We start from the raw sequence: 20524 nt of genomic DNA on the forward strand, positions 1-20524 counted from the left end.
GTGTTGACATTTGACAGTGGACAGCGGCCGAACGAAGTCTGTCAATACCCCACACGACATCGACGCGGGTCGTGGCAAGGTGATAACTGTTAACACTTGAGAGGTTCGGCAGGTAACGGCCGAACAGGAAGGAGCGCGCCATGCACGCTGTGGTGGCTGAGGTCTGGCGAGGAGACTTCCTCGAATCGGTGCATCACGGAACGGTCCACGCCGCCGGGCCAGACGGGCAGAGCGTGCTGAGCGTCGGTGAGCCGGACCACCCCATGTACCCCAGGTCGGCCGCCAAGCCCCTTCAGGCGCTCGGCATGCTGCGCGCCGGACTCGACCTGGACGGCGAACTGCTGGCGCTGGCCTGCGCAAGCCACTCCGGCGAAGCCTTCCACCTCGACGGAGTGCGCAGAATCCTCAAAGACGCCGGGCTCGGCACCGGGGCACTGCAGTGCACGGCCGCCCTGCCCATCGGCGAGGCCGCTCTCCGCGCTCACCTGGCCGAGGGAAGCGGCCCTACCCCGTTGACGATGAACTGCTCGGGCAAGCACGCCGCGATGCTCGCCACCTGTGTCGCTAACGGTTGGGACACGGCTACGTACCGGGACCCGCACCACCCGCTGCAGCGCGCGTTGCGCGAGACGATCGAGGACCTGGCCGACGAGAAGGTGGCCGCGACCGGCGTCGACGGCTGCGGAGCTCCGCTGTTCGCCATCGGCTACCGGGGCCTGGCCCAGGCGTTCGCCAAGCTGGCTACGAGCCGGTCCGGATCGCTGGAAGGGCGGGTCGCCCTGGCGATGAACACGCACGCCGCATACGTCGGCGGAACCGGCCGGGACGTGACCCGGCTCATGGGCGCACTGCCCGGATCGGTCGCCAAGGAGGGCGCGGAAGGCGTCTATGCGATGGCACTTCCCGACGGCTCGTCGATCTCTTTGAAGATTGCCGACGGCTCCCATCGGGCTCGCCCGGTCGTCATGATCGCCGCACTACGGCGGCTCGGCGTCGACACCGACGCCGACGAAATCCTCACCGAACTCGCCACCGTCCCCGTCCTCGGACACGGCGAACCCGTCGGCGCGGTACGCCCGGCGCGAATTCTGCACGGGTAGTCATCGCCAGTCGTCGCCTGGGACCAAGCGGGCCGATCCGATGCTCGAACAGGCGACCCGCGCGCAGAGTGCCCTTGCAGTGGCCTCGTGCTGCAAAAGCCACCGCCGAGACCGCTGTGCGGCTGCTCGCGCCGATCGCGGCGGTCGCTCGCACCTCGTTGATCATCGGGCAGGGTGGATCCGTGCACGAGCGCAGCGTCCACGCCCTGGTTGCCGGCACCCGCGATGGCGTCCTGTTTCACCGACGACATCCGCTGCCCGGTAAACGTCGAAGGCCCCACCTCCGCTTCGCGGAAACTCGCCGTGACCGACCAGGCCGGGATGTTCCACCCTGCCCGAGCGGACGCCCTCAGCCGACACGAACTCGGCGTTCTCATCGCCCGACGCGACGCAAGCCGGCCGGCTGCCAACCGGGCGGCGAGCCGACACCCCCCATGCCCGGGGCCCTGGACGTCCGCCTCGACAGCGGCGCCACCCAGAAACGCGTGCGCACACGGCTGCGTGGAGCGCGAGAGTTCCTTCAAGCCCGGTAAGGGAGCGGACAGACCTCGCCTACGAGGCACGGATCTTGGACGTTGGGACGGTGTCCTGCGAGAGGTACGGGAGCATCCAGTGAGTTGCTCACAGAGGCACGGTGCTTTCCCGGACTACGAGGGTGGGCCGGAGCAGGACCTGTTCGGCCTTGGCGTCTGGAGCCTTGAGCCGGTCGAGGAGGAGGCGCATGGTGTGTCGTGCGACCAGTTCCAGTGGCTGGGCGAGGCTGGTCAACCCCGGGTCGACGAGGTGTGCGCCGACGCTGTCGTCGAATCCCACGACGCCGACGTCACGGCCAGCGGCCAGTCCCCGCTCCCGGCACGCCTGGAGCGCACCGATCGCGATGGTGTCGCTGACGCACACGAAGCCTGTTGGTGGCGTCTTCCTGTCGAGGAGTCGGCCGGCGAGCTCCCGGCCTGTGCTGATTTCGTCGGGCCCGCCGACCGCGAGGTCACGGGTCGAGAAGCCGTGTGAACGCATGGCCCGGCGCCAGCCCGACTCCCGGTCGTCCCCGTACCCGCTGGGCCCGTCCCAGCCCAGGTAGGCAATGCGCCGGTGACCGCGTTCGGCGAGATGGTCCACGGCCTGCTCCGTACCGGCGGCGCCGTCAACGTCGACCCACCACGTGTCCGACATGGGATGACCCCAGGGGCGCCCGAAGGAGACGAAGGGAATGCCGCGTTCGCGCAGGAAGGTGATACGAGGGTCGTGGTCCTGGGTGGCAGTGATCACGAAGCAGTCGACGGTATTCGTGCTGAAGATCTCCTGGATGACCTGGATTTCTTCCTCGTCGGTGGCGGCGGGGTGGCAGTAGACCGCGTGGTCGGCTCGTTGTGCCGCTACCGAGAGTTCGTAGAGAAAGCTCGCCCATACCCCGCCCGACTGACCTTGGGTGGTCGGCAACAGCCGAAAGCCCACGGCCTGCGGAGACTGCGTTCGCAGTGAACGCGCAGCCTGGTTGGGCCGGTAACCCAACTCGTCGACCGCTTTGAGGACCCGACGCAACGTTGTGGGGCTGAGACGGTCCGGAGAGTTCAAGGCGTAGTGAACGGTCTGCTTGGAGACTCCCACCCGCGCCGCCACCATGGCCATGGTCGGCCTTGACGACGCGGACGTTCCCTCAGCGGCCGGTTTCCGGCCGCGCCTCGGATCCGACGGTTGATCGGTAAAACCCATCCGCCCATTCTGGTGGGCGGGAAGCGCGACGGTCAAGGATGTTCTATCCGCCTGCCCGTATCGCCGAGCCGATCAGGGCCGCAGGATCGCTGCGGGCTGTCGTCGAGCGTCCTCCGGGCGTGTAGCGGGTATGCCTCGCGCTGCAAAGGTCCCCGTGACCTGGTGCTATATCAGTAATGGGTCAGCGGGCATGCCGGGCCCCTCCCGATGACGTTCCAGCGCGGGCGGCGCTCCGACGGTCGCCGTCTCGTGCGTGCAGACCTCTTGACTTGCTGCGGCAAACGCCCCTACGGTCCCCGTTTTATCGGTAACACAGAAGTTATATCGACGACACCGAAGGCCCGCGAACCTGCGCCCACAAGCTCGACCAGGCGCCGTGACGCGGCGAAACGATCAAGAGCTGCTCTACGGCGACGTACCGTCAGCGGAAGGGACGACTGTGTTCAGACGCACGAATGTGATCAAGGAGGCGGCTGCCACTACGGCTTTGGACCGCCGCAACCTCCTCAAGGCGGGCATGTTCGCCGGTCTCGGTCTGGCCGCCGCGCCCGCGCTTGCGGCATGCGGCGGCGACTCCGCGGGGAGTGGACCCGCACTGAGGTGGGCGGGTTGGGACGGGCCGCCCCAGTCGGAAGTGTTCCGTCGGTTCTCCGAGAAGATGACCAAGGAACTGGGCGTGAAGGTCACCTACCAACAGGTTGTGGGTGACTACCTCTCCAAGCTGCTGCCGCAACTATCGGCCGGCGCTGCTCCCGACGCCTTCTACGTCGGTGACATTTATATGGCCAAGCTGATCGAGACCAAGCAGGTGCTCGACCTCACCGACTACCTGGACAGTGGCCACGCCGCGGTCAAGCTCGATGACTTCCACGAGGGGCTGTACCGGTGGTGCAGGCCTGCGGACGGCAGCCCTGGGCTGTTCGGGCTGCCGGTGGACTGCAGTCCGCTGGTGTTCTGGTTCAACAAGGACCTCCTGGCCGAGGCGGGCGTCGGCACCGACCCGGCTGCCCAGTTCGAGGCGGGCACCTGGACCCAGGACGCGCTGACCGACCTGCTCGACAAGGTCCGCTCCACCAAGAAGAGGGGCCTGGTGCTCAATGGCAGCAACTGGTTCGACTGGTTCGGCTGGATGTCCACCTTCGGCGGGACGCTCTTCGACGAGTCCGGTAAGGCGGTGTTCGACGCCGACCCCAAGTCCCAGGAGGCGCTGGCGTGGCTGTTCGAGCAGTTGAAGTCGGGAAACATCACCTACTCCGGCACCCTCCCGCAGGGACAGGGCGCTGACGTGCTGTTCTACGCCAGCCAGCTGGCCTGCCTCACCTACCCCCGCGTCATCCTGCCGAACATGAAGAAGGTCAAGTTCGGCTTCGACATTGCCCCCTTGCCCTCCCTGTCCGGTAAGGACGTCATGCCGGTACCGGTCAACACGGCGGCGCTGTCGGTCAACGCCAAGACCAAGAACCAGGCCAAAGCGCTGGAGTTCCTCGGCAACTTCCTGAACGCAGAGGGACAGCGGTTCCGCCTGTCTGGCGGCGGCAACGCGGTGCCGTCGATCAAGGGCCTGGACGACATCGTCACCGAGGGCCACGTGCCCGCGCACGGCAGCCTGTTCAACGACGTCGCGGCCAAGGGCTACGCCGTCCCCAGCGCGATCGCCGGCAACGCGAAGGTCGCCCAAGAGCTCCCGGTGCTGGTGGACAAGATGCTCAAGGCGGGCAACGAGACGCCGAAGTCGTTCAGCGGCAAGGTGGTCAAGCTGATCAACGGGGGTGCCTGATGGCCGTCAGCAGCGCCGGTTCCCAGGCCCGGGCTCGGCTGACGTCCGCGGACCCGGACGTCCACCCGGACCGCCGGAGCCGGCGTCGGCGAGGCGGGGACACGGCCGCGGGATACCTGTTCCTGGCGCCCCAGTTGCTGGGGCTGGTGGTGTTCATGGTCGGCCCGCTGCTGTTCGCCCTGGTGCTGGCGTTCTACCACTGGGACGGGTTCGGCACCCGGTCCTTCGCCGGACTGTCCAACTTCACGGAGGTCGTGTCCGACCCGCGCATCCAGCGCTCGGCGGTCAACACCGTCTGGTTCACGGTGCTGCAGGTGCCGGGACTGATGCTCACGGGATTGTTCTTCGCCCTGCTGATGCAGCGGGCCGGCAAGCTGACCCCGGTGTACCGGCTGGCGTTCTTCGCCCCGGTGATCACCTCTTCGGTTGCGGTCGCGGCCATCTGGCTGTGGCTCTTCAACCCCGACATCAGCCCGGTCAACAACGCGCTACGCGGGATGGGGCTGCCCGCGCCGAACTGGCTGCAGGACGCCCGGTTCGTCATCCCGGCCTTCGCGATCGTCGGGATCTGGCAGGGCCTGGGCTACCAGCTGATCATGTTCATGGCCGGGCTGCAGAGCATCGACCGCTCGTTCCTGGAGGCCGCCGTACTGGACGGCTGTTCGGAGTGGCAGAAGCTGCGGCACGTCACCATCCCGCTGCTGTCCCCGACCATCCTGTTCCTCTCCATCACCTCGATCATCGGCTCCTTCCAGGTGTTCGACTACATCTACGTCTTCTTCGACGACAGGGCTCCGGACTCCGCCCGCACCATCGTCTACGAGGTGGTCCGGATCGCCTTCGGTGACTTCAACTTCGGGGAGGCATCCGCGCTCGCCTTCCTCCTGTTCCTGGCCCTGCTCCTAGTCACCGGCTGCCAGCTCGCAGCCCAGAAGAGATGGGTCCACTACACAGAATGAGTACTTTCTCCAACCCCATCAGCCGCACGGTCACGACCGCCAAGGGCGCTTCCGGCTCCCACCGGCCCGCCCGTCGCAAACTGCTGCTGCACGCGGTCCTCCTCGTCTGCGCCATCGGCATGGCGCTGCCGTTCGCCTGGATGCTGTTCTCCTCGTTCAAACCCTTGAGCGAGATCTTCATACAGCCGCCCAAGCTCTTGCCCCAGGACTGGACCGAGCAGGGCTACCGCACCGCCCTGGGCGGGGCCGACTTCGTCCGCGGGTTCTGGAACAGCACCTACATCGCCCTGACGGTCACCGCGGTCTCCCTGCTCACCTCGGCGATGGCCGCCTACGCGTTCGCGCGGATCGACTTCTGGGGCCGCCGCCCGCTGTTCATGGTCTTCCTCGCGACCATGATGGTCCCCGGCCAGCTCACGATCATCCCGCTGTACATCATCATGGGCTGGCTGGGCTGGGTGGACACCCATGCCGCAATCATCGTGCCGCCCGCACTGTTCAACGCCTTCGGCGTCTTCCTGCTACGCCAGTACATCAAAGGCATCCCCCGCGAGTTGGAGGAAGCCGCCCAGATCGACGGCGCCGGCCGGGTCCGCACGTTCGTGACGATCATCCTGCCGCTGCTGCGCACCCCCCTCACGGCGTTGGGGATCTTCACCTTCCTCGCCCAGTGGAACAACTTCTTCTTCCCGCTGATCTTCCTCAACAGCTCCGACAAGTTCACGCTGCCGCTGCTGGTCAACCAGTTCAAGGGCCAGTACGTCTCTGACTGGCCCGCGCTGATGGCCGCCACGACATTGCTGGCTGCACCGATGCTGATCGTGTTCGCGTTCGCGCAACGCCAGATCGTCGAAGGCATCGCCCTGTCCGGCTCCAAGTCCTGAGCCACGCACGTGCACAGGGCCGGTGGCCGAACTCCGGGCCATGCCCAGGCCACCCGGCGCTCCCTGCCCATGTACCCGACGCCAACACCCATTCGAGAAGGGCACGCATGACCCCCCACGGAGACCTCTCCGACCAGGACCACCCCACCCACGACCCGGCACCCGCGCGGTCCCAGCATGCTCCTCCCGGTCACGACGACCACACCACCACCGCCACAGAAACGTCCCGGCGCGACGCCGGGTGGACGCTCAGCACCACCGAAACCGCCGACGACTACGCGCCAACCTTCCTCGGCAACGGCTATTTCGGCGGCCGGATCCCCGCGGCGGGGACGGGATACGCGACGACGCCGATCGAAACCCAAGCGCACCTGGCCGGGTTCTTCGCCCAGGACGGCCCGATCGAGAAGTACGCGAACATCCCGACCTGGTCCACGCTCGCGTTCTCCGACGAGTCGGGCACCTACGGTCGGCTGCCGCAGGCGGCACGAGCAGGTGAAGAGGATGACCCGGAGCAGGGAGAGGTCAGCGACTACCGGCAGACACTGGACCTGCGGGCCGGGTTGCTGACCACACAAGCGACGTGGACCTCACCGGCGGGCCGCCGCACCGATCTCACGTACCAGGTACTGGTCCACCAGTCCCGGCACCGAGTGGCCGCGGTCCAGCTCACCTTCACCCCACACTGGAGTGGCAGCGCGCGCGTGTCCGGGGTCTTCGACGGGACCAGCGCAAGGCTGACCGAACAGTCGAGCAAGGGCTACGACGGTACGGCGGCCGAGTCGTACGAGACGGTGACGACGCTCGGCACGGCTATCACCGCAGCGCTCGCGTCGCGACTGGAACTGCCCACAGGGGTGGCGGCACACATCGCCGAGTTCGAGACCAACCAGGTCCAGTCGGCTGGTGTGCAGGCGACCTTCGATGCGGAGGCCGGCAGCACGTACACGGTCACCAAGTACATCGGTGTGGCCAGTTCCCAGGACTGCGAAGACCCGCTGCCGGCTGCTCGCGCCGCCGCGGCGGCCGCGGCGGACACCGGGTACGGGGACCTGCTGGCCGAGCACGAGGCAGCGTGGGCCGACCTGTGGCGGGCCGACATCGAGGTCCTGGGGGATCCGGTGCTGCAACTGCAGGTCCGCGCGAGCATGTTCTACCTGCTTCAGAGCACCCGCGCCGGGGTGAACTGGAGCCTGTCCCCGTGCGGCCTGTCCGGCGACGGTTACAACGGACACGTCTTCTGGGACACCGAGACCTGGATGTATCCAGCGCTGCTGGCCCAGCACCCGGACATCGCGGCGGGCATGAACACCTATCGACAGCAGCGTCTGGCCGCGGCCCAGGAGTATGCGGCCCGAACAGGGTTCGCGGGCGCGAGGTTCCCCTGGGAGAGCGCGCTGCACGGGGACGAACAGACCCCACCCGGCTGGGAAATGGGTGACCTCGAACACCACATCACCGCTGACGTCGCCCTCGCCCACTGGCAGTACTACCTCGCCACCGGCGATCGCGACTGGCTCGCCAAGAAGGCCTGGCCGGTGCTGAAGGGTGCCGCCGAGTTCTGGGTGAGCTCCGCCGTTCCCCACGACGACGGCGGCTACGACATCAAGCAGGTGATGGGCCCGGACGAATACCACTTCCCGGTCGACAACAGCGTGTACACCAACGTCGCGGCCGCTAAGACCCTGCGGATCGCCACCCGGGCGGCGACGGTCGTGGGCGTGGCCGCGGACCCCGAGTGGGACCGGGTCGCCGACGGCCTGCGCGTCCCGTACGACGAGGACCTGGGCATCCATCCGCAGTACGACGGCTACGACGGCGAAACCATCAAGCAGGCCGACGTGGTGATGCTGCAGTACCCCTGGGAGCACCCCATGCCCCCCGAGGCAGCGCAGAACGATCTCGACTACTACGTGCCGCGCACCGACCCCGACGGCCCGTCCATGACCGACTCCATCCACTCCATCGCCCACGCCGCACTGGGTACGCCCGGGTCCGCCGCCTACGACTTCATGCGGCGCAGCGTGGACCCGTTCATACGCGGACCGTTCAACCAGTTCGCCGAGCAACGTCACGGAGGCGCGTTCACCTTCACCACCGGACAGGGCGGCTTCCTGCAGGTGTTCCTCTACGGCTTCACCGGGATGCGCTGGCGTGCAGACCGACTCAGACTCGACCCGACCCTGCCACCTCAGTTGGACGGCCTCACCCTGCGCCGGATGCTCTGGCAGGGACGCGAGTTCGATGTCGCGATCGACCCGGAGCAGACCACGATCACGCTGACCGGAGGTCTCCCCACGAAAGTCGAGGTCGCGGGCGCGACACACCCACTGCGTCAGGGCGCACCGCTGATCCTGCCAACCCGCCGGCCTGACCTGCTGCCCACCAGTGACCTCGCCGACGCGTCGAGGAAAGCGTGACCGCAAGCTCGCGGTCCTTCTCAGCGTCCATCAGCGCCGCGACAGGCAATCCGGCCACCGCCTGACCATCCACGTCGCGGATGCTGCCCGCCGCAAGCCGGTCATCACCGCCGTCGTAGTGGCGGCGCATCAGGCCCAGGGCAACGACACCCGGATGCGCCGTCTCGACAGCTTCCCAGGAGATCGAACTCATGAGTTCACAAGCACACCGGAACCCGGCAACCGCGTACCAGGGGGCAGGAGCGGAGGCTTCCTCTCGCCCAGACCACCCCGCGGGCACAGCCACCACGACCTCGCCGGCCTATCGCGACCCTTCGAGGCCGCTCGAGGAACGCCTCGAGGACCTGCTCGCCCGCATGACGCTGCCGGAAAAGGTCGGACAGATGCTGCAGTTGGACGCCCGGGGCGACTTGGAGGACGCCGTGGCCACGAAGCTGGCCGGGTCGATCCTGCACGCCTCGCCCGAACGCATGCACGCTGCCGTCAAGCTGGCGGCAGCCACCAGGCTGGGCATCCCGCTGCTCGTCGCTGACGACTGCATCCACGGCCACTCGTTCTGGCCGGGTGCCACGATCTTCCCCACTCAGTTGGGGATGGCCTGCACCTGGGACACCGAGCTCATTGAGCGCATGGCCCGGGCCACCGCGGTGGAAGTCGCCGCGACGGGTATCCACTGGACCTTCTCGCCGGTTCTGTGCATCACCCGCGACCTGCGATGGGGCCGTGTGAACGAGACCTTCGGGGAAGACCCAGTGCTCATCGGGGAGCTGGGCGCGGCGATGGTCCGCGGGTATCAGGGAGCGGGACTGGACGACCCGACAGCGGTTCTGGCCTGCGCCAAGCACTTCGCGGGCTACTCGGAGACGCAGGGCGGACGCGACGCGAGCGAGGCGGACCTGAGCCGGCGCAAGCTGCGCTCATGGTTCCTGCCGCCGTTCGAGAGGGCTGCTCGCGAGGGCTGCCGCACGTTCATGCTCGGCTACCAGGCGATGGACGGGGTCCCGATCACCGCGAACAAGTGGCTCCTCAACGACGTCCTCAAGGGCGAATGGGAGTTCACCGGCACGCTCGTGACCGACTGGGACAACGTGGGCCGGATGGTGTGGGAGCAGCAGGTCTGCGCAGACGCCGTGGAAGCTGCAGTGGTCGCGGTGCAGGCCGGAAACGACCTGGTGATGACCACGCCGGACTTCTTCGAGGGCGCCCAGGAAGCAGTCGCGCAGGGGCGGCTGCGAGAAGAGGAGATCGACGAGGCGGTCCGGCGGATCCTGAAACTGAAAATGGAACTGGGGTTGTTCGAGGACCCCCGCGCGCCGGACCGGACACGCCAGACCGACGTGATCGGGTGCGCCGAGCACGCCGCCCTCAACCTCGAACTCGCCCGAAGGTCCCTGGTGCTGCTGCGCAACGACGGCACCTTGCCCCTCGACGGCGGACTGACCGTAGACGGCCAGGGCCACACCCTCACTGCCGGGGGCCCTCGCACGATCGCCCTGATCGGCCCCAACGGCGACGACCCGCAGGCCATGCTCGGCGACTGGGCCGGCGCATCCGGCCAGGTGGACTGGATGCCGGACGGGCACCCGCGCGAGACCGTCACGACAGTGCTCGACGGGTTCCGCGCAGCTGTGCCCGACGGGTGGACGGTCACCTACGCCCGCGGCGCCGACATCGGGCGCCTCGTGCCGGACCCGCAAGGACCGGTCTACCCCGACGGGCAGCCACGTCCGCCCCTGTTCGCGCCCGCGCCCGTCGACGAGGCTCTGATCGCGGAGGCGGTGAGCCTCGCGCGCGCGGCTCATTACGTCGTCGCCGTCGTCGGAGACACCGTCGCGTTGACCGGTGAAACCTGCTCGACCGCGACCCTTGAGCTGCAGGGCGGACAGGTCACCCTCCTCGAGGCGCTCGTCGCCACCGGCACACCCGTCGTCGTGGTGCTGGTCCACGGCAAGCCCTCGGTACTCCCCGACGCCGCGCTGTCGGCGGCAGCGCTGATCGAGGCGTTCAATCCCGGCATGCGAGGCGGCCAGGCGGTGGCCGAGCTCGTCCTCGGTCTCATCGAGCCGTCGGGACGCCTCCCCCTGTCCGTGCCACGCCATGTCGGGCAGCAGCCGGTCTACTACAACCAGGTGCGCGGCCAGCACGGTGACCGTTACGCCGACCTGACTCAGGAACCCCTCTTCGTCTTCGGGGAGGGTCTGTCCTACAGCACCATCGAGTACACCGACCTGGCCATCCTCGAAGAAGTCGTGGCATGGGACGGCGTGGTGCGGGCCGAGGTCACCGTCTCCAACACCGGCACTCGGCCGGTACTGGAGACCGTGCAGGCCTACACCACGGACTTGGTCACGAGCGTCACGTGGGCGGAGCGGGAACTCAAGGCCTGGCGGCAGGTCACGGTTCCACCCGGTGAGAGCGTGCGGGTCCGGCTGGCGATCCCCGCCGCGGCATGCTCCCTGGTCGACGCCGAAGGGCGCCGGATCGTCGAGCCCGGAGCGTTCGACCTGCTCGTCGGCCCCAGCTCACGCGCCTCCGACCTGCTTCGCGCCCGCTTCACCCTCAGCTGACCATCACATCCGTCACCCTGCCACGGCTCAACGAGCTGCGGTGCCTCGTCGCTGTGATGGGGGGCCGCGCACGTTTCTGCCGCCATGTCAGAAGTTCGGGTCCTCGGGATCGAGCGATACCCAGTCGCCGCTGATGGTTACGAGGATGCGCCCGTCCGGAGAGAAGGCCATCTCGGTGACCATGGCGCCCCGGCACTCGAGAGGCTCGTGGATCATCTGCCGTGTCCTCACGCTCCAGAGCTGAACGTCGTCACTGCCGGTGGCCAGCACATCCCCGCTGGGCGCAAGAGCCAGGGCGGTGACGTCCGATGCATGACCGCGTAGGGGCGCCTCCATCCTTGTCTGCTCGTGCGCGTTCCAGAGCTGGGCCAGCCCGCCGGTGTGGCCGGTGATCAGCACGCCGTCCGCGCACATCACGGGAGTGGCAGGGGTGAGGTTGTTGGCGAAGTGCTTCTCCGCTTTGCGCGGCTGGCGGGGGTCGCTGATGTCCCAGCGGCGGATCGCGCGTCCCTTCACGAAGAGGGAGTGCCCGTCGAGCCTTCAGCTCGTCCGCGATCTGCGGGACCAGCCACCCGTCCCAGCTCAGCTCCACCATCCGGCACCGCTCCACCACATCCTTCGGCGCCTTTCTGGCCGACGCCAGGCGGTGGACCACCGCTTGCTCGCCTTCGTCACGGCCCGGTCGTGCCTTCAGCACCATGCCCCAGCACCCGCCCCCGAGTACCCGAAACCGCCCCGCTATCAGCAGCTATACCCATCGAAAGAGGAATCCAGCATTAGGCTCTGTCGGAGATCTGGTGATGCGGCCTGCCTCGGCGCACCTGCTTCTGCGCAGTCGGGGGCATCGCGCGTTCGGTGGATCAGTAGCGGTGGCCGGGCCAGTGCGGGTCCTCCCAGCGGTCAAGACCGGTGACCCCGAGCAGCCGTATCCGGTGAAGCAGTTCTTCGGATACGCCGATGGCACGTAGCCGGGTTGGAGCATGGCGGACCAGCCAGACAGTCAGCTCGGCGCGCATCTCTTCCCCGTTCTCCCAAGCGTCCCAGGGCAGTTGGTCACCGAGCAGGTCGTACTCCCACTGTGTCGCCGCTTCGGCCAGGTGCTGGTCGGCCGCAGCTCCGGTCAGTGCTTCCCAAGTGTGGAGCCACGGGCTCAGCGCGCCCGATGCCTCGGCGCACAGTACGAGGACCTCGTACGCGGGTACGGCGGGATCCGGATCGGTGAGCGTGTGCGCCCACCAGGCGTGCAGGAATTCCTCGACTGCCGCGGCCTGCTCGGCAGGCCACTGCTGCCAGTGGCCGAGTGCGAACGAGCGCCCGACCGTTTCCATGCCGAAGAGGGGCTCGATGAGCCCGTTGACGAGGGAGGTGGCGAACTGGGGCAGAATTCTGCGGAGGACGGATGCGTGATCGCTCCAGTCGATGGCCTCCCATGTGCGCCGCAGGAGGTCGGGGTCCAGCTCCGTGTCCGCCACCTTGAGCTGGGCAAGATCTTCCGCGCTGCCCCAGTGGCAGTCGCAGTTGTGCTCGTCGGGATGGGCGGTCATCCCACGGAAGGTGACTGCCAGGCCATCCACTGCGGCATCGAGGCGAAGTCGGGCGCAGGATCGGTCGAGGTTCATCATGAACGTTCGCCTTCGAGGACTCCGGGAGTTAACACCGCCCGAAGATCGCTAACTTACCGGGGCGGGCCCCAGCCCGCCATCAACATGACAGCATCCCGATTACTGCAGCCGCTCGATCACCCGAGGATGGAGTCACGGGATGTGAAGGATACGTCTGCGCAGGAGGTCGAGGTTGGCCCGGCCGAAGCCCATGCGCTTGAGGAGCTTGGCTCTGGTCACGTGTCCCTCGACCTGGCCGGAGCTCCAGGGCGTGGACAGGCCGGCGGTGACAGCGTCCAGGTCCCTCTTCATGCCGTTGACCAGGGAATGCAGGGCGGGCAGGTCATCAGCGAGGACGCGATCCATCCATGCGGGCAGTTCCTCACCCCGCAGATCGCGCATCATGTCGGCGAAGGCACGGACGTGGCGTGCGGTGGCGTCGAGGTGTGGGCAGGCAGTCCGGATCTCTTTGAGTTCGGCGGCGTCGGTCTCGGCGAGGTGTGCGGGGTTGGTCATGATCCAGCGGACGACGCACCGAGGATTCGGGGCAGGCCGTGGCTCGAGCGCGGGCTCAGGCGGGTTCTTCAGGTTGGGGCTGTGTGGCATTTTGAAGGGGCGGAAGTAGCGGCGGAGGCACTGGATGCTGCCGGTGAAGCCGCGTGCGCGCAGTTCGCGGTGCAGGTGCGGGATGTCGTGGCAGCCCTCGCGCCAGCGCCTGTGCAGGTAAGGCTTGTGTTCGTCCAGGGTCGATGCCCGGTTGGTGGCTTTGACCAGCAGTTCGTCGAGACTCTGGGCGCGGGTGAAGCGCCGTACGGTCGAGTGGTCCAGCCGCAGTTGGCGGCCGATCGCGGCCAGGGATTTACCCTCGGACAGCAGCTGCTGCACCGCCATGTACCGCTCGGTGGTACGGGCCACCAGCCGCCTCGGACGCCCGAGGACGTCCCGGGTGCCGTCCGACGGAACGAACGACACCCCTTCCGGCGGTGGCTCTGCCGTCCCCCTGGGTGCCGTGGCGGACTCCGGGACGGCCGGGGGCGTCGTGAACGCCTTGCGGATGCATTGGTGATGGGCGCCGACCGTCTTCTCCACAGCTTCGGCGAGGTTGCGCAGCAGGTGCCAGGCGTCGGCCACTTGCCGGGCCTGCGGAGCCCCGCTCCGGGCACCTTCGGCGTAGGCGCCAGCCCGGTCACGGCAGATCACCTCGATCTCGGGGTGACCGCGCAGCCAGGTGGCCAGCGGCTCGGCGTCCCGGCCCGGCAGTACATCGACCGGGCGCCGGTCTTCCAGGTCCACCAGGATCGTGGCGTACGAGCCGCCCTTGCGTAACGCGAAGTCGTCGGCCCCGAGGACCCGCACGCTGAACGGTGGTAATTCGGGCAACCCGCGGAGGAGTGCAAGGAGCTTGTCCTTGGCCACGCTGATGCTCATCGTGGCCGCGAGCCTTGCACCCGGCCGGCCAGAACAGCGGCGATCGAGGTAAGCAGCGTGCGCAGCAGCGGCGTGTACCGGGCATGCGGGCTGGTCAGCCCTTCGATCTGCTCGGCGAACGTCACCACCGGACACTGCGGATTGAGGCACTTGAACCGGCGCACCATGAGCTCGACCACCGCCGGGGCTCCGCCGACGGGCGCGTCAGCGAGCCGGCGCGTATATCGGCCGTGCACACGCCACGACACCACCCCGCATCTTGCGCACCTCGCCGTCGGCACTGCGGAGTGAGCGCAGAACGTGACCGTTCCGGCCGCACGCTCGATCGACTCGACCACCACATCAGCTAAACGCGGCAGCGACCGCCCCAAACCCCCTGAACCGCACACCCGGTAGATGCCCAGCTCAGGAGGGTGACATCACAAGATCTCCGACAGAGCCGAATTGCCTGACGCTGATCATGCAGATCATGGGGAATTGTCTGACCGTCGACACAGATCGGCGCCCTGGGCCTGGTCCTCAACGCCCTCGTCCTCTTCAACACCAGGTACATGGACGCCGCGGTCAACCAGCTGCGCGCGGACGGATTCGACGTCCGCGACGAGGACGTCGCCCGCCTCTCACCGTTCGTCAGGCACCACATCAACATGCTCGGCCGCTACTCCTTCCAACTGCCGGAGCTACCCGGCGGAATGCGGCCTCTGCGCGACCCGGATGCCGCCGAGGACGAGTGACCGGCCTGTTAGCCGCCTCCCACTCCGCCTCAGTACTGGTCAGTGGCCTGGAGCGGGTACAGCGTCTCCTCACGAGTGACAGCTTTGCGTACCCTCTGTCCGGGCAGGCCCGGTGGGCTTTCGTGCGCCGAGTTGCGCGCTCAGTTGACCGCAGCGCCGAACCACTGGGGAAGCCGGTCGAGCAGATCCTGCTGATCGTCACCGACCCACGCCACGTGGCCGTCCGGCCGCAGCAGCACCGCGGGCGCGTCCAGTTCCTCGCTGATGTCGGCGACGTGGTCGACTCGATCTGCCCAGCCTGCCACCGAGAGGCGGCCGGTCTGGTCGAGTAGCAGCCCGCGGCCGCCGTGCATCAGCTCGTAGAGGCGACCCCGCTTCAGCCCCACGTCCCGCAGCCGTCGGCCGAGCAGTTCATGCCCCTCGCCGAAGTCGTAGCGGACCCCGATCGCAGTGATCTTCTCCATCAGGTACCGGTTCACCTCCTCGAAGTCCATCAGTTTCGACACCAGTCGGCGCACTGCTTGGGGACCCGGCTCGATGGACATCAGCTCCATCTGCGCACGGGTGTTGTCCAGCACATCGGCGGCCACCGGGTGCCGTTCGGTGTGGTAGCTGTCCAGGAGTCCCTCCGGTGCCCAGCCGTTGACTACGGCGGCCAGCTTCCAGCCGAGGTTGAACGCGTCCTGGATGCCGAGGTTGAGCCCCTGCCCGCCGGTCGGCGGGTGGATGTGCGCCGCGTCGCCGGCCAGCAGCACCCGGCCGGTCCGGTAGCGCTCGGCCAGCCGGGTGGCGTCGCCGAAGCGGGAGAGCCAGCGCGGTGAGTGCACGCCGAAGTCGGTGCCGGCGAGCTTCCGCACCTGCCGCTTCAGCTCGTCCAGGGTCGGCGGGACCGTGCGGTCCTCGGCCACCCCTTCGGCGGGCGCGACGAGGCGGTACACCCCGTCCCCGAGGGGCATGGCGCCGAACCGCTTGTGGGTCTTGCGCACTTCAGCCATCACGGCGTTCAGCGTGTCCGGCGGCGCGGTCACCTCCACCTCGCCCAGCAGCGTCTCGACCCTGGAGGGCTCGCCCGGGAAGCCGACACCGAGCAGCTTGCGCACCGTGCTGCGGCCGCCGTCACAACCGACGAGGTAGCGCGAACGCAGCCGCGTGCCGTCGGCAAGTTCGGCAGTCACCCCGTGTTCGTCCTGGCTCAGCCCGACGAGTTCGCAGCCGCGCCGGATCTCGACGCCGAGTTCCGTGGCGTGCTCGGCAAGCAGGCGATCGGTGGTGGTCTGCGGAATGCCGAGGGTGTACGGATGCGCGGTGTCCAGCTGGTTCGGCGCTGGCTTGTTAATGGCGGCGAAGAAACCACCGACCGCATGTTGCTTGCCGAGCGCGAGGAACCGCTCCAGCAGACCGCGCTGGTCCATCACCTCGACGCTGCGCGCGTGCAGGCCGAGCGAGCGGACGATCCTGGTCGGCTCCGCCTCCTTCTCCAGCACGAGCGCGTGCACGCCGTGCAGCCGCAACTCGCTGGCCAGCATCAAACCGGTCGGTCCGCCGCCAGCAACGATCACATCAATCATGACCCCCCCCCATTCAACAAGGTTGCATTTCGGCCAGCTGCTCTGCGCAGTCCGGCAGCGCGCACACCCGGACCTCCGCGCCGCGTGTCCGCAACCACACCGCGAGTCCCACCGGCGGTTTCACGTCCCGCAGAACCCACAGTCGATAAAGGCGCACGTACTTCGCGAATCCCTGATTTCCCCAAGTTCTGGCCTCGGCCGACGATTCTGCGCCACGACCCGGGCCTTGCCGCAAGGCCCCCCGTGCGCTATAAGTTGAGAGTGGCAAGGGGTAGGTAACCTCCTTGCCTTTGCTTTTTGCCGTCCGCTGCGGATGGACAAGCCCCTCCCGAATCGGGGCCCGCGACGCGCGGTCGGCAGCCGAGGTGTGGTCGCCGAAGGCGGCGATCCTCGCCCATACCCCACCGTGTATGAGGGTCGGCGTTCCGGCTCACTGGGTGGATCAACGCCGGGCGTCGCCGGGTGCGAGCAGGCTGGTGACTTCGGCGATCGCCTCGGCCGAGGGCTTGAAGTAGCGGCGGAGGTTCTCCGGACGCTGGCCGCGAGGTCCTGTTCCGCCTCCGCCTGATGCACCCGGAACTCACCGTGGTCTGGGCGGACTCCGCCTACGCTGGCGGACTGGTCGACTGGGCGAAGGACTTCCTGGCCCTCACCGTCCGCACCGTGTCCCGGCCGAAAGACGCGACCGGGTTTGTCGTCCTCCCACGACATTGGGTCGTGGAGCGCAGTCTCGGCTGGATCATGCACGCCCGCCGTCTGGTCCGCGACTACGAACGCCTCCCGCAGCACAGTGAGGCCCTCATCACGTGGGCGGCGATCGGTCTGATGACCCGTCGTCTGACCCAGCCAACCCTCCAAACCGCGCAGGTACTCAGCCAAGTGATCAAATGATCGATTCATGCCCTGGGGCGGTTATGTGAACCACTCTAGGAAAGCCTGCCGATCCTCCGAGCCTCGGCATGGCCGAAGAGTTGCCGAAGAGTCCACACCTGAAAGACAGTTCTCCTGGCTGACTTCGAAGCGTCGCGGTCACATGCGACCGGGGGGAGGAGGCGCGATGCATCGGGGCGCGCAGGCCGCCGCGTGTGTAGTTCTCGCCGTGGGCGTCGGTGTAGTGACCAACATCCTCACCAGCCATGTCAACCTGGCGCTAGTCGTTGCACTGGGTGCGATGGTCGCCGCTTGGGCTGCGCTGGAATGGGTGCGCTCCGCGCCACCGGGATCCGATCGGCCGCGCCGTGTCACGGTGAATCAGACAGTGCGGCGTTTAAATGCGGGTCGGGTGCTCGGAGCCAGGCGCACGGGAAACGCTGATGTGAGCGTCGACCAGAACATCGGGAGCACGGACGGTCAGGCGGAGATCATCGGCGTGGACGATGCCGACGCTTGAGCCGGTCGGACACGGCGGCCTGTTGCCATCGGACATTGTCGCGCGTTCCGCCGACTTCACCGGCCGCGGCTGGGCGATGCGCAAGATCGCAGCCTGGCTGTCAACCGGCTCTTCACCCCTGTTACTGATCACGGCTGGGCCCGGCTGCGGCAAGAGAGCTCTGGCCGAGCGCCTCCTACAGGTTTCCGCGGATACCGCTCCCTCTCCGGCTCCTCAAGGGCGTCCCCTAGAGCGTCCACCATCTCTTCCACCACCGAGGGAAGCCTGCCCTTCGCACTCTCGCGAACATGCTCAGGAACGTCGAGCGTCAACCCGCCCACCACATGCGCCTCAAAAGCCACAAGGTCAACGAAATCTACAAGCCAACGCGGCCCTACGAGACGTACTTCATGCACGAGACGATCAAAGTCCTTAGCAAGGGAAGCGAAGGGCTCACCGAGTTCTACTGAGGTCGCAAGCTGTTGCCCATGGCGGCTCACCTCTTTAAATACATCGACACGACGATCCCGAAGCCACTTCTCATGCTCGGTTCGTGCAGCCTCACGAGTTCCTCCTGTCGTGATGAGAGTGCCAGCAACGCCGAGTAGGCCACCGCCCAGAGTGCCCGCCAAACCAGTGAGCGCGACAGAGTCCACAAGCCCCCCTCGTCTGCCAGTTCTGGCAGACGAGGGTACTGGCAGTGATAGCAAGTAAGGGACAGAACCCACGAGGCTGGGAGGGGCCTCGAGCTCAAGGCTGCATGCAGCCGTTTCCACGCCAAGACACGCTCCCAGAACCCGTGGCTAGTTCGCTCGCGTCACAGTCACGACCGCGTGCCTGGTCGTACCCGACAGGACTTCCACCACCGCGTCCACCTCAACTGCGACGTACCGTTCGCCCCTACCGGTGTGCGCATGCCGCCCCGGGCCCGCGACCGTGAGGAGCGGCGACACCTGCGCCGCCAGCGGGATGGTGTCCCGCGAAGTGGTGTAGTCAGTCGAGCTCGTTTGGTTCCGCTTGTGCAGGGATCTGCCGCTGGGGTGTGGGCTTGGTGGTGAGGAGTTCGGCCATGGAGGCTTCGGAGAGGTAGCGACGGTCGAAGACCTGCCATTCGTCGTGGAGTTCGGCCAGGACCGCGGCGGCGAGTCGGTCCAGGGCGGCGGGGTTGGGGAAGACCTGGACGACGTCGGCCCGGCGTTTGATCTCCCGGTTGAGCCGCTCCAGCGGGTTGGTGCTCCAGATCTTCTTCCAGTGGGCTGACGGGAAGTTCGCGAACGCCGTGATGTCGCCGACTGCCTCGAGCAGCATGGTTTTGACCTGGGGGAACTGCCGTCCGAGCGTGTCGGCTACTACGTCCAGCTGGGTGCGGACGGCCTCGGCGGTGGTCTGGGCGAAGACGGTGCGGATGGTCGCTGCGACCATCTCAGCCGAGCCCTTTTCGATCACGCCGAAGACGTCTCGGACGAAATGAACGCGGCACCTTTGCCAGGCGGAGCCGAGGAAGACGGTGCGGATCGCGGCCACCAGACCGTTGTGGCTGTCGGAGATCACCAGCTGGACGTTCTCCAGGCCGCGCGCTCGTAAGGATCGCAGGAACTTCGTCCAGAACGGCTTCGACTCGCTGTTGCCGACCATCAGGCCGAGGATTTCTCGGTGGCCGCTGGCCGCGATGCCGGTCGCGATGACCACCGCTTGCGAGACGATCCGGTGGTTCACCCGCGCCTTGCAATAGGTCGCGTCCAGGAAGACGTAGGGGAACACGGTGTGGTCCAACGGCCTTTCCTTGAACGCGGACAGTTCTTCGTCGAGTTCGCCGCAGATCCGCGACACCTCGGACTTGGAGATCCCGCTGTCGGCACCCAGTGCTTTGACCAGCTCATCGACCGACCGGGTGGACACTCCGTGGACGTATGCCTCCATCACCACGGCGAACAGGGCCCGGTCGATGCGGCGCCGGCGTTCCAGCAGCGAGGGGAAGAAGGACCCGGTCCGCAGCTTGGGGATCTTCACGTCGAGGTCACCGGCCTGCGAGGTCAGGAGCCGGTCGCGGTGTCCGTTGCGCCAGGTGGTGCGCTCGCTCGAGTGCTCGCGCGGGGCGGCACCGATGGCCTCGGTCGCTTCGGCCTCGATGAGCTCCTGCAGGATGCGCTCGCACAGCACCCTGATCGACTCGTCCGTCGGCCGTACGTATCGACTCCAGCAGCCGCATCAGGTCAGACTGGGACAAGGCCATCGCGTCCTCCTCCGGTTGAACTGGCCGTTCACCAGGGAGACTTGCGCGATGGCCACCTCTTGTTCAGGGGGCAGTCACCGCCAGCAGATGCACGCCCCGGGCAGACACCCGCGCGTTCCAGGACTCAGACCGACTACACCACTCGGCGGGGCACCATCTCAGACCGGGAGCGGT

Annotated in this window: 15 protein-coding genes and 2 pseudogenes; 10 read left to right on the plus strand and 7 right to left on the minus strand. The window is 67.4% G+C overall.

Annotated features, from left to right (window positions below):
- Nucleotides 1-140: 140 nt before the first annotated feature.
- A complete protein-coding gene (locus EDD92_RS00900; protein WP_123962406.1) occupies nt 141-1100 on the plus strand; it encodes an asparaginase in 960 nt (319 codons plus the stop codon).
- 621 nt (nt 1101-1721) lie between these two features.
- Here EDD92_RS00900 and EDD92_RS00910 read toward each other — a convergent pair.
- The gene (locus tag EDD92_RS00910) at nt 1722-2846 is read right to left on the minus strand and encodes a LacI family DNA-binding transcriptional regulator (RefSeq protein WP_123962407.1); all 1125 of its coding nucleotides are present in this window, start codon (nt 2844-2846) and stop codon (nt 1722-1724) included.
- Between the two features lie 403 nt (nt 2847-3249).
- Here EDD92_RS00910 and EDD92_RS00915 point away from each other — a divergent pair, with 403 nt between their 5' ends.
- The 5 genes from EDD92_RS00915 to EDD92_RS00935 all read left to right on the plus strand — a co-directional run bounded on the left by EDD92_RS00915 (nt 3250) and on the right by EDD92_RS00935 (nt 11417).
- Nucleotides 3250-4587 (plus strand): extracellular solute-binding protein, encoded by a 1338-nt coding sequence (locus EDD92_RS00915; RefSeq protein ID WP_221268056.1) that lies wholly within the window; start codon nt 3250-3252, stop codon nt 4585-4587.
- Nucleotides 4587-5546, plus strand: a complete 960-nt coding sequence (locus EDD92_RS00920) for a carbohydrate ABC transporter permease (RefSeq protein WP_123962408.1) — start codon at nt 4587-4589, stop codon at nt 5544-5546. Before EDD92_RS00915 ends, EDD92_RS00920 begins: the two co-directional genes overlap by 1 nt.
- Nucleotides 5543-6430: a carbohydrate ABC transporter permease gene (locus tag EDD92_RS00925; RefSeq protein WP_123962409.1), complete on the plus strand. Its 888-nt coding sequence runs from the start codon at nt 5543-5545 to the stop codon at nt 6428-6430. Before EDD92_RS00920 ends, EDD92_RS00925 begins: the two co-directional genes overlap by 4 nt.
- 107 nt (nt 6431-6537) lie before the next feature.
- Entirely contained in the window at nt 6538-8850 is a 2313-nt protein-coding gene (locus EDD92_RS00930) for a glycosyl hydrolase family 65 protein (protein WP_123962410.1), read from the plus strand.
- Nucleotides 8851-9206: 356 nt separating this feature from the next.
- A complete protein-coding gene (locus EDD92_RS00935) occupies nt 9207-11417 on the plus strand; it encodes a glycoside hydrolase family 3 N-terminal domain-containing protein (RefSeq protein ID WP_260326259.1) in 2211 nt (736 codons plus the stop codon).
- 87 nt (nt 11418-11504) lie between these two features.
- Here EDD92_RS00935 and EDD92_RS00940 read toward each other — a convergent pair whose 3' ends face one another.
- The 4 genes from EDD92_RS00940 to EDD92_RS00955 form a co-directional block, all read right to left on the minus strand.
- Nucleotides 11505-11933 (minus strand): WD40 repeat domain-containing protein, encoded by a 429-nt coding sequence (locus tag EDD92_RS00940; protein WP_123962412.1) that lies wholly within the window; start codon nt 11931-11933, stop codon nt 11505-11507.
- Between the two features lie 344 nt (nt 11934-12277).
- On the minus strand, nt 12278-12961 hold the full coding sequence (locus EDD92_RS00945) for a hypothetical protein (RefSeq protein WP_260326260.1): 684 nt from the start codon (nt 12959-12961) through the stop codon (nt 12278-12280).
- 210 nt (nt 12962-13171) lie between these two features.
- Nucleotides 13172-14446 carry a transposase gene (locus EDD92_RS00950; protein WP_123962414.1) on the minus strand — a complete coding sequence of 425 codons (1275 nt, stop codon included), beginning with the start codon at nt 14444-14446 and terminating at the stop codon, nt 13172-13174.
- Entirely contained in the window at nt 14443-14835 is a 393-nt protein-coding gene (locus EDD92_RS00955) for a transposase family protein (RefSeq protein ID WP_311736748.1), read from the minus strand. Before EDD92_RS00955 ends, EDD92_RS00950 begins: the two co-directional genes overlap by 4 nt.
- Before the next feature lie 105 nt (nt 14836-14940).
- Here EDD92_RS00955 and EDD92_RS00960 point away from each other — a divergent pair.
- A pseudogene (locus EDD92_RS00960) lies at nt 14941-15180 on the plus strand (Tn3 family transposase); the annotation flags it as partial.
- Between the two features lie 140 nt (nt 15181-15320).
- Here EDD92_RS00960 and rox read toward each other — a convergent pair.
- Nucleotides 15321-16748 carry a rifampin monooxygenase gene (gene rox, locus EDD92_RS00965; RefSeq protein ID WP_123962415.1) on the minus strand — a complete coding sequence of 476 codons (1428 nt, stop codon included), beginning with the start codon at nt 16746-16748 and terminating at the stop codon, nt 15321-15323.
- A 540-nt stretch (nt 16749-17288) separates the two neighbouring features.
- Here rox and EDD92_RS00970 point away from each other — a divergent pair.
- From EDD92_RS00970 to EDD92_RS49690, 3 genes and pseudogenes are all read left to right on the plus strand, one after another.
- Nucleotides 17289-17594, plus strand: a pseudogene (locus tag EDD92_RS00970) (transposase); the annotation flags it as partial.
- Between the two features lie 268 nt (nt 17595-17862).
- Nucleotides 17863-18138 (plus strand): hypothetical protein, encoded by a 276-nt coding sequence (locus tag EDD92_RS00975; RefSeq protein ID WP_123962416.1) that lies wholly within the window; start codon nt 17863-17865, stop codon nt 18136-18138.
- A 287-nt stretch (nt 18139-18425) separates the two neighbouring features.
- A complete protein-coding gene (locus EDD92_RS49690) occupies nt 18426-18587 on the plus strand; it encodes a hypothetical protein (RefSeq protein WP_185123888.1) in 162 nt (53 codons plus the stop codon).
- A gap of 523 nt (nt 18588-19110) precedes the next feature.
- On the opposite strand, the gene EDD92_RS00980 is transcribed toward EDD92_RS49690, so the two are convergent.
- Nucleotides 19111-20283, minus strand: coding sequence for an IS256 family transposase (locus tag EDD92_RS00980; RefSeq protein WP_399185355.1), 1173 nt, complete (start codon nt 20281-20283; stop codon nt 19111-19113).
- Nucleotides 20284-20524 lie beyond the last annotated feature (241 nt).

This window comes from Streptomyces sp. TLI_185, assembly GCF_003814765.1.
Classification (GTDB): Bacteria; Actinomycetota; Actinomycetes; order Streptomycetales; family Streptomycetaceae; genus Streptomyces.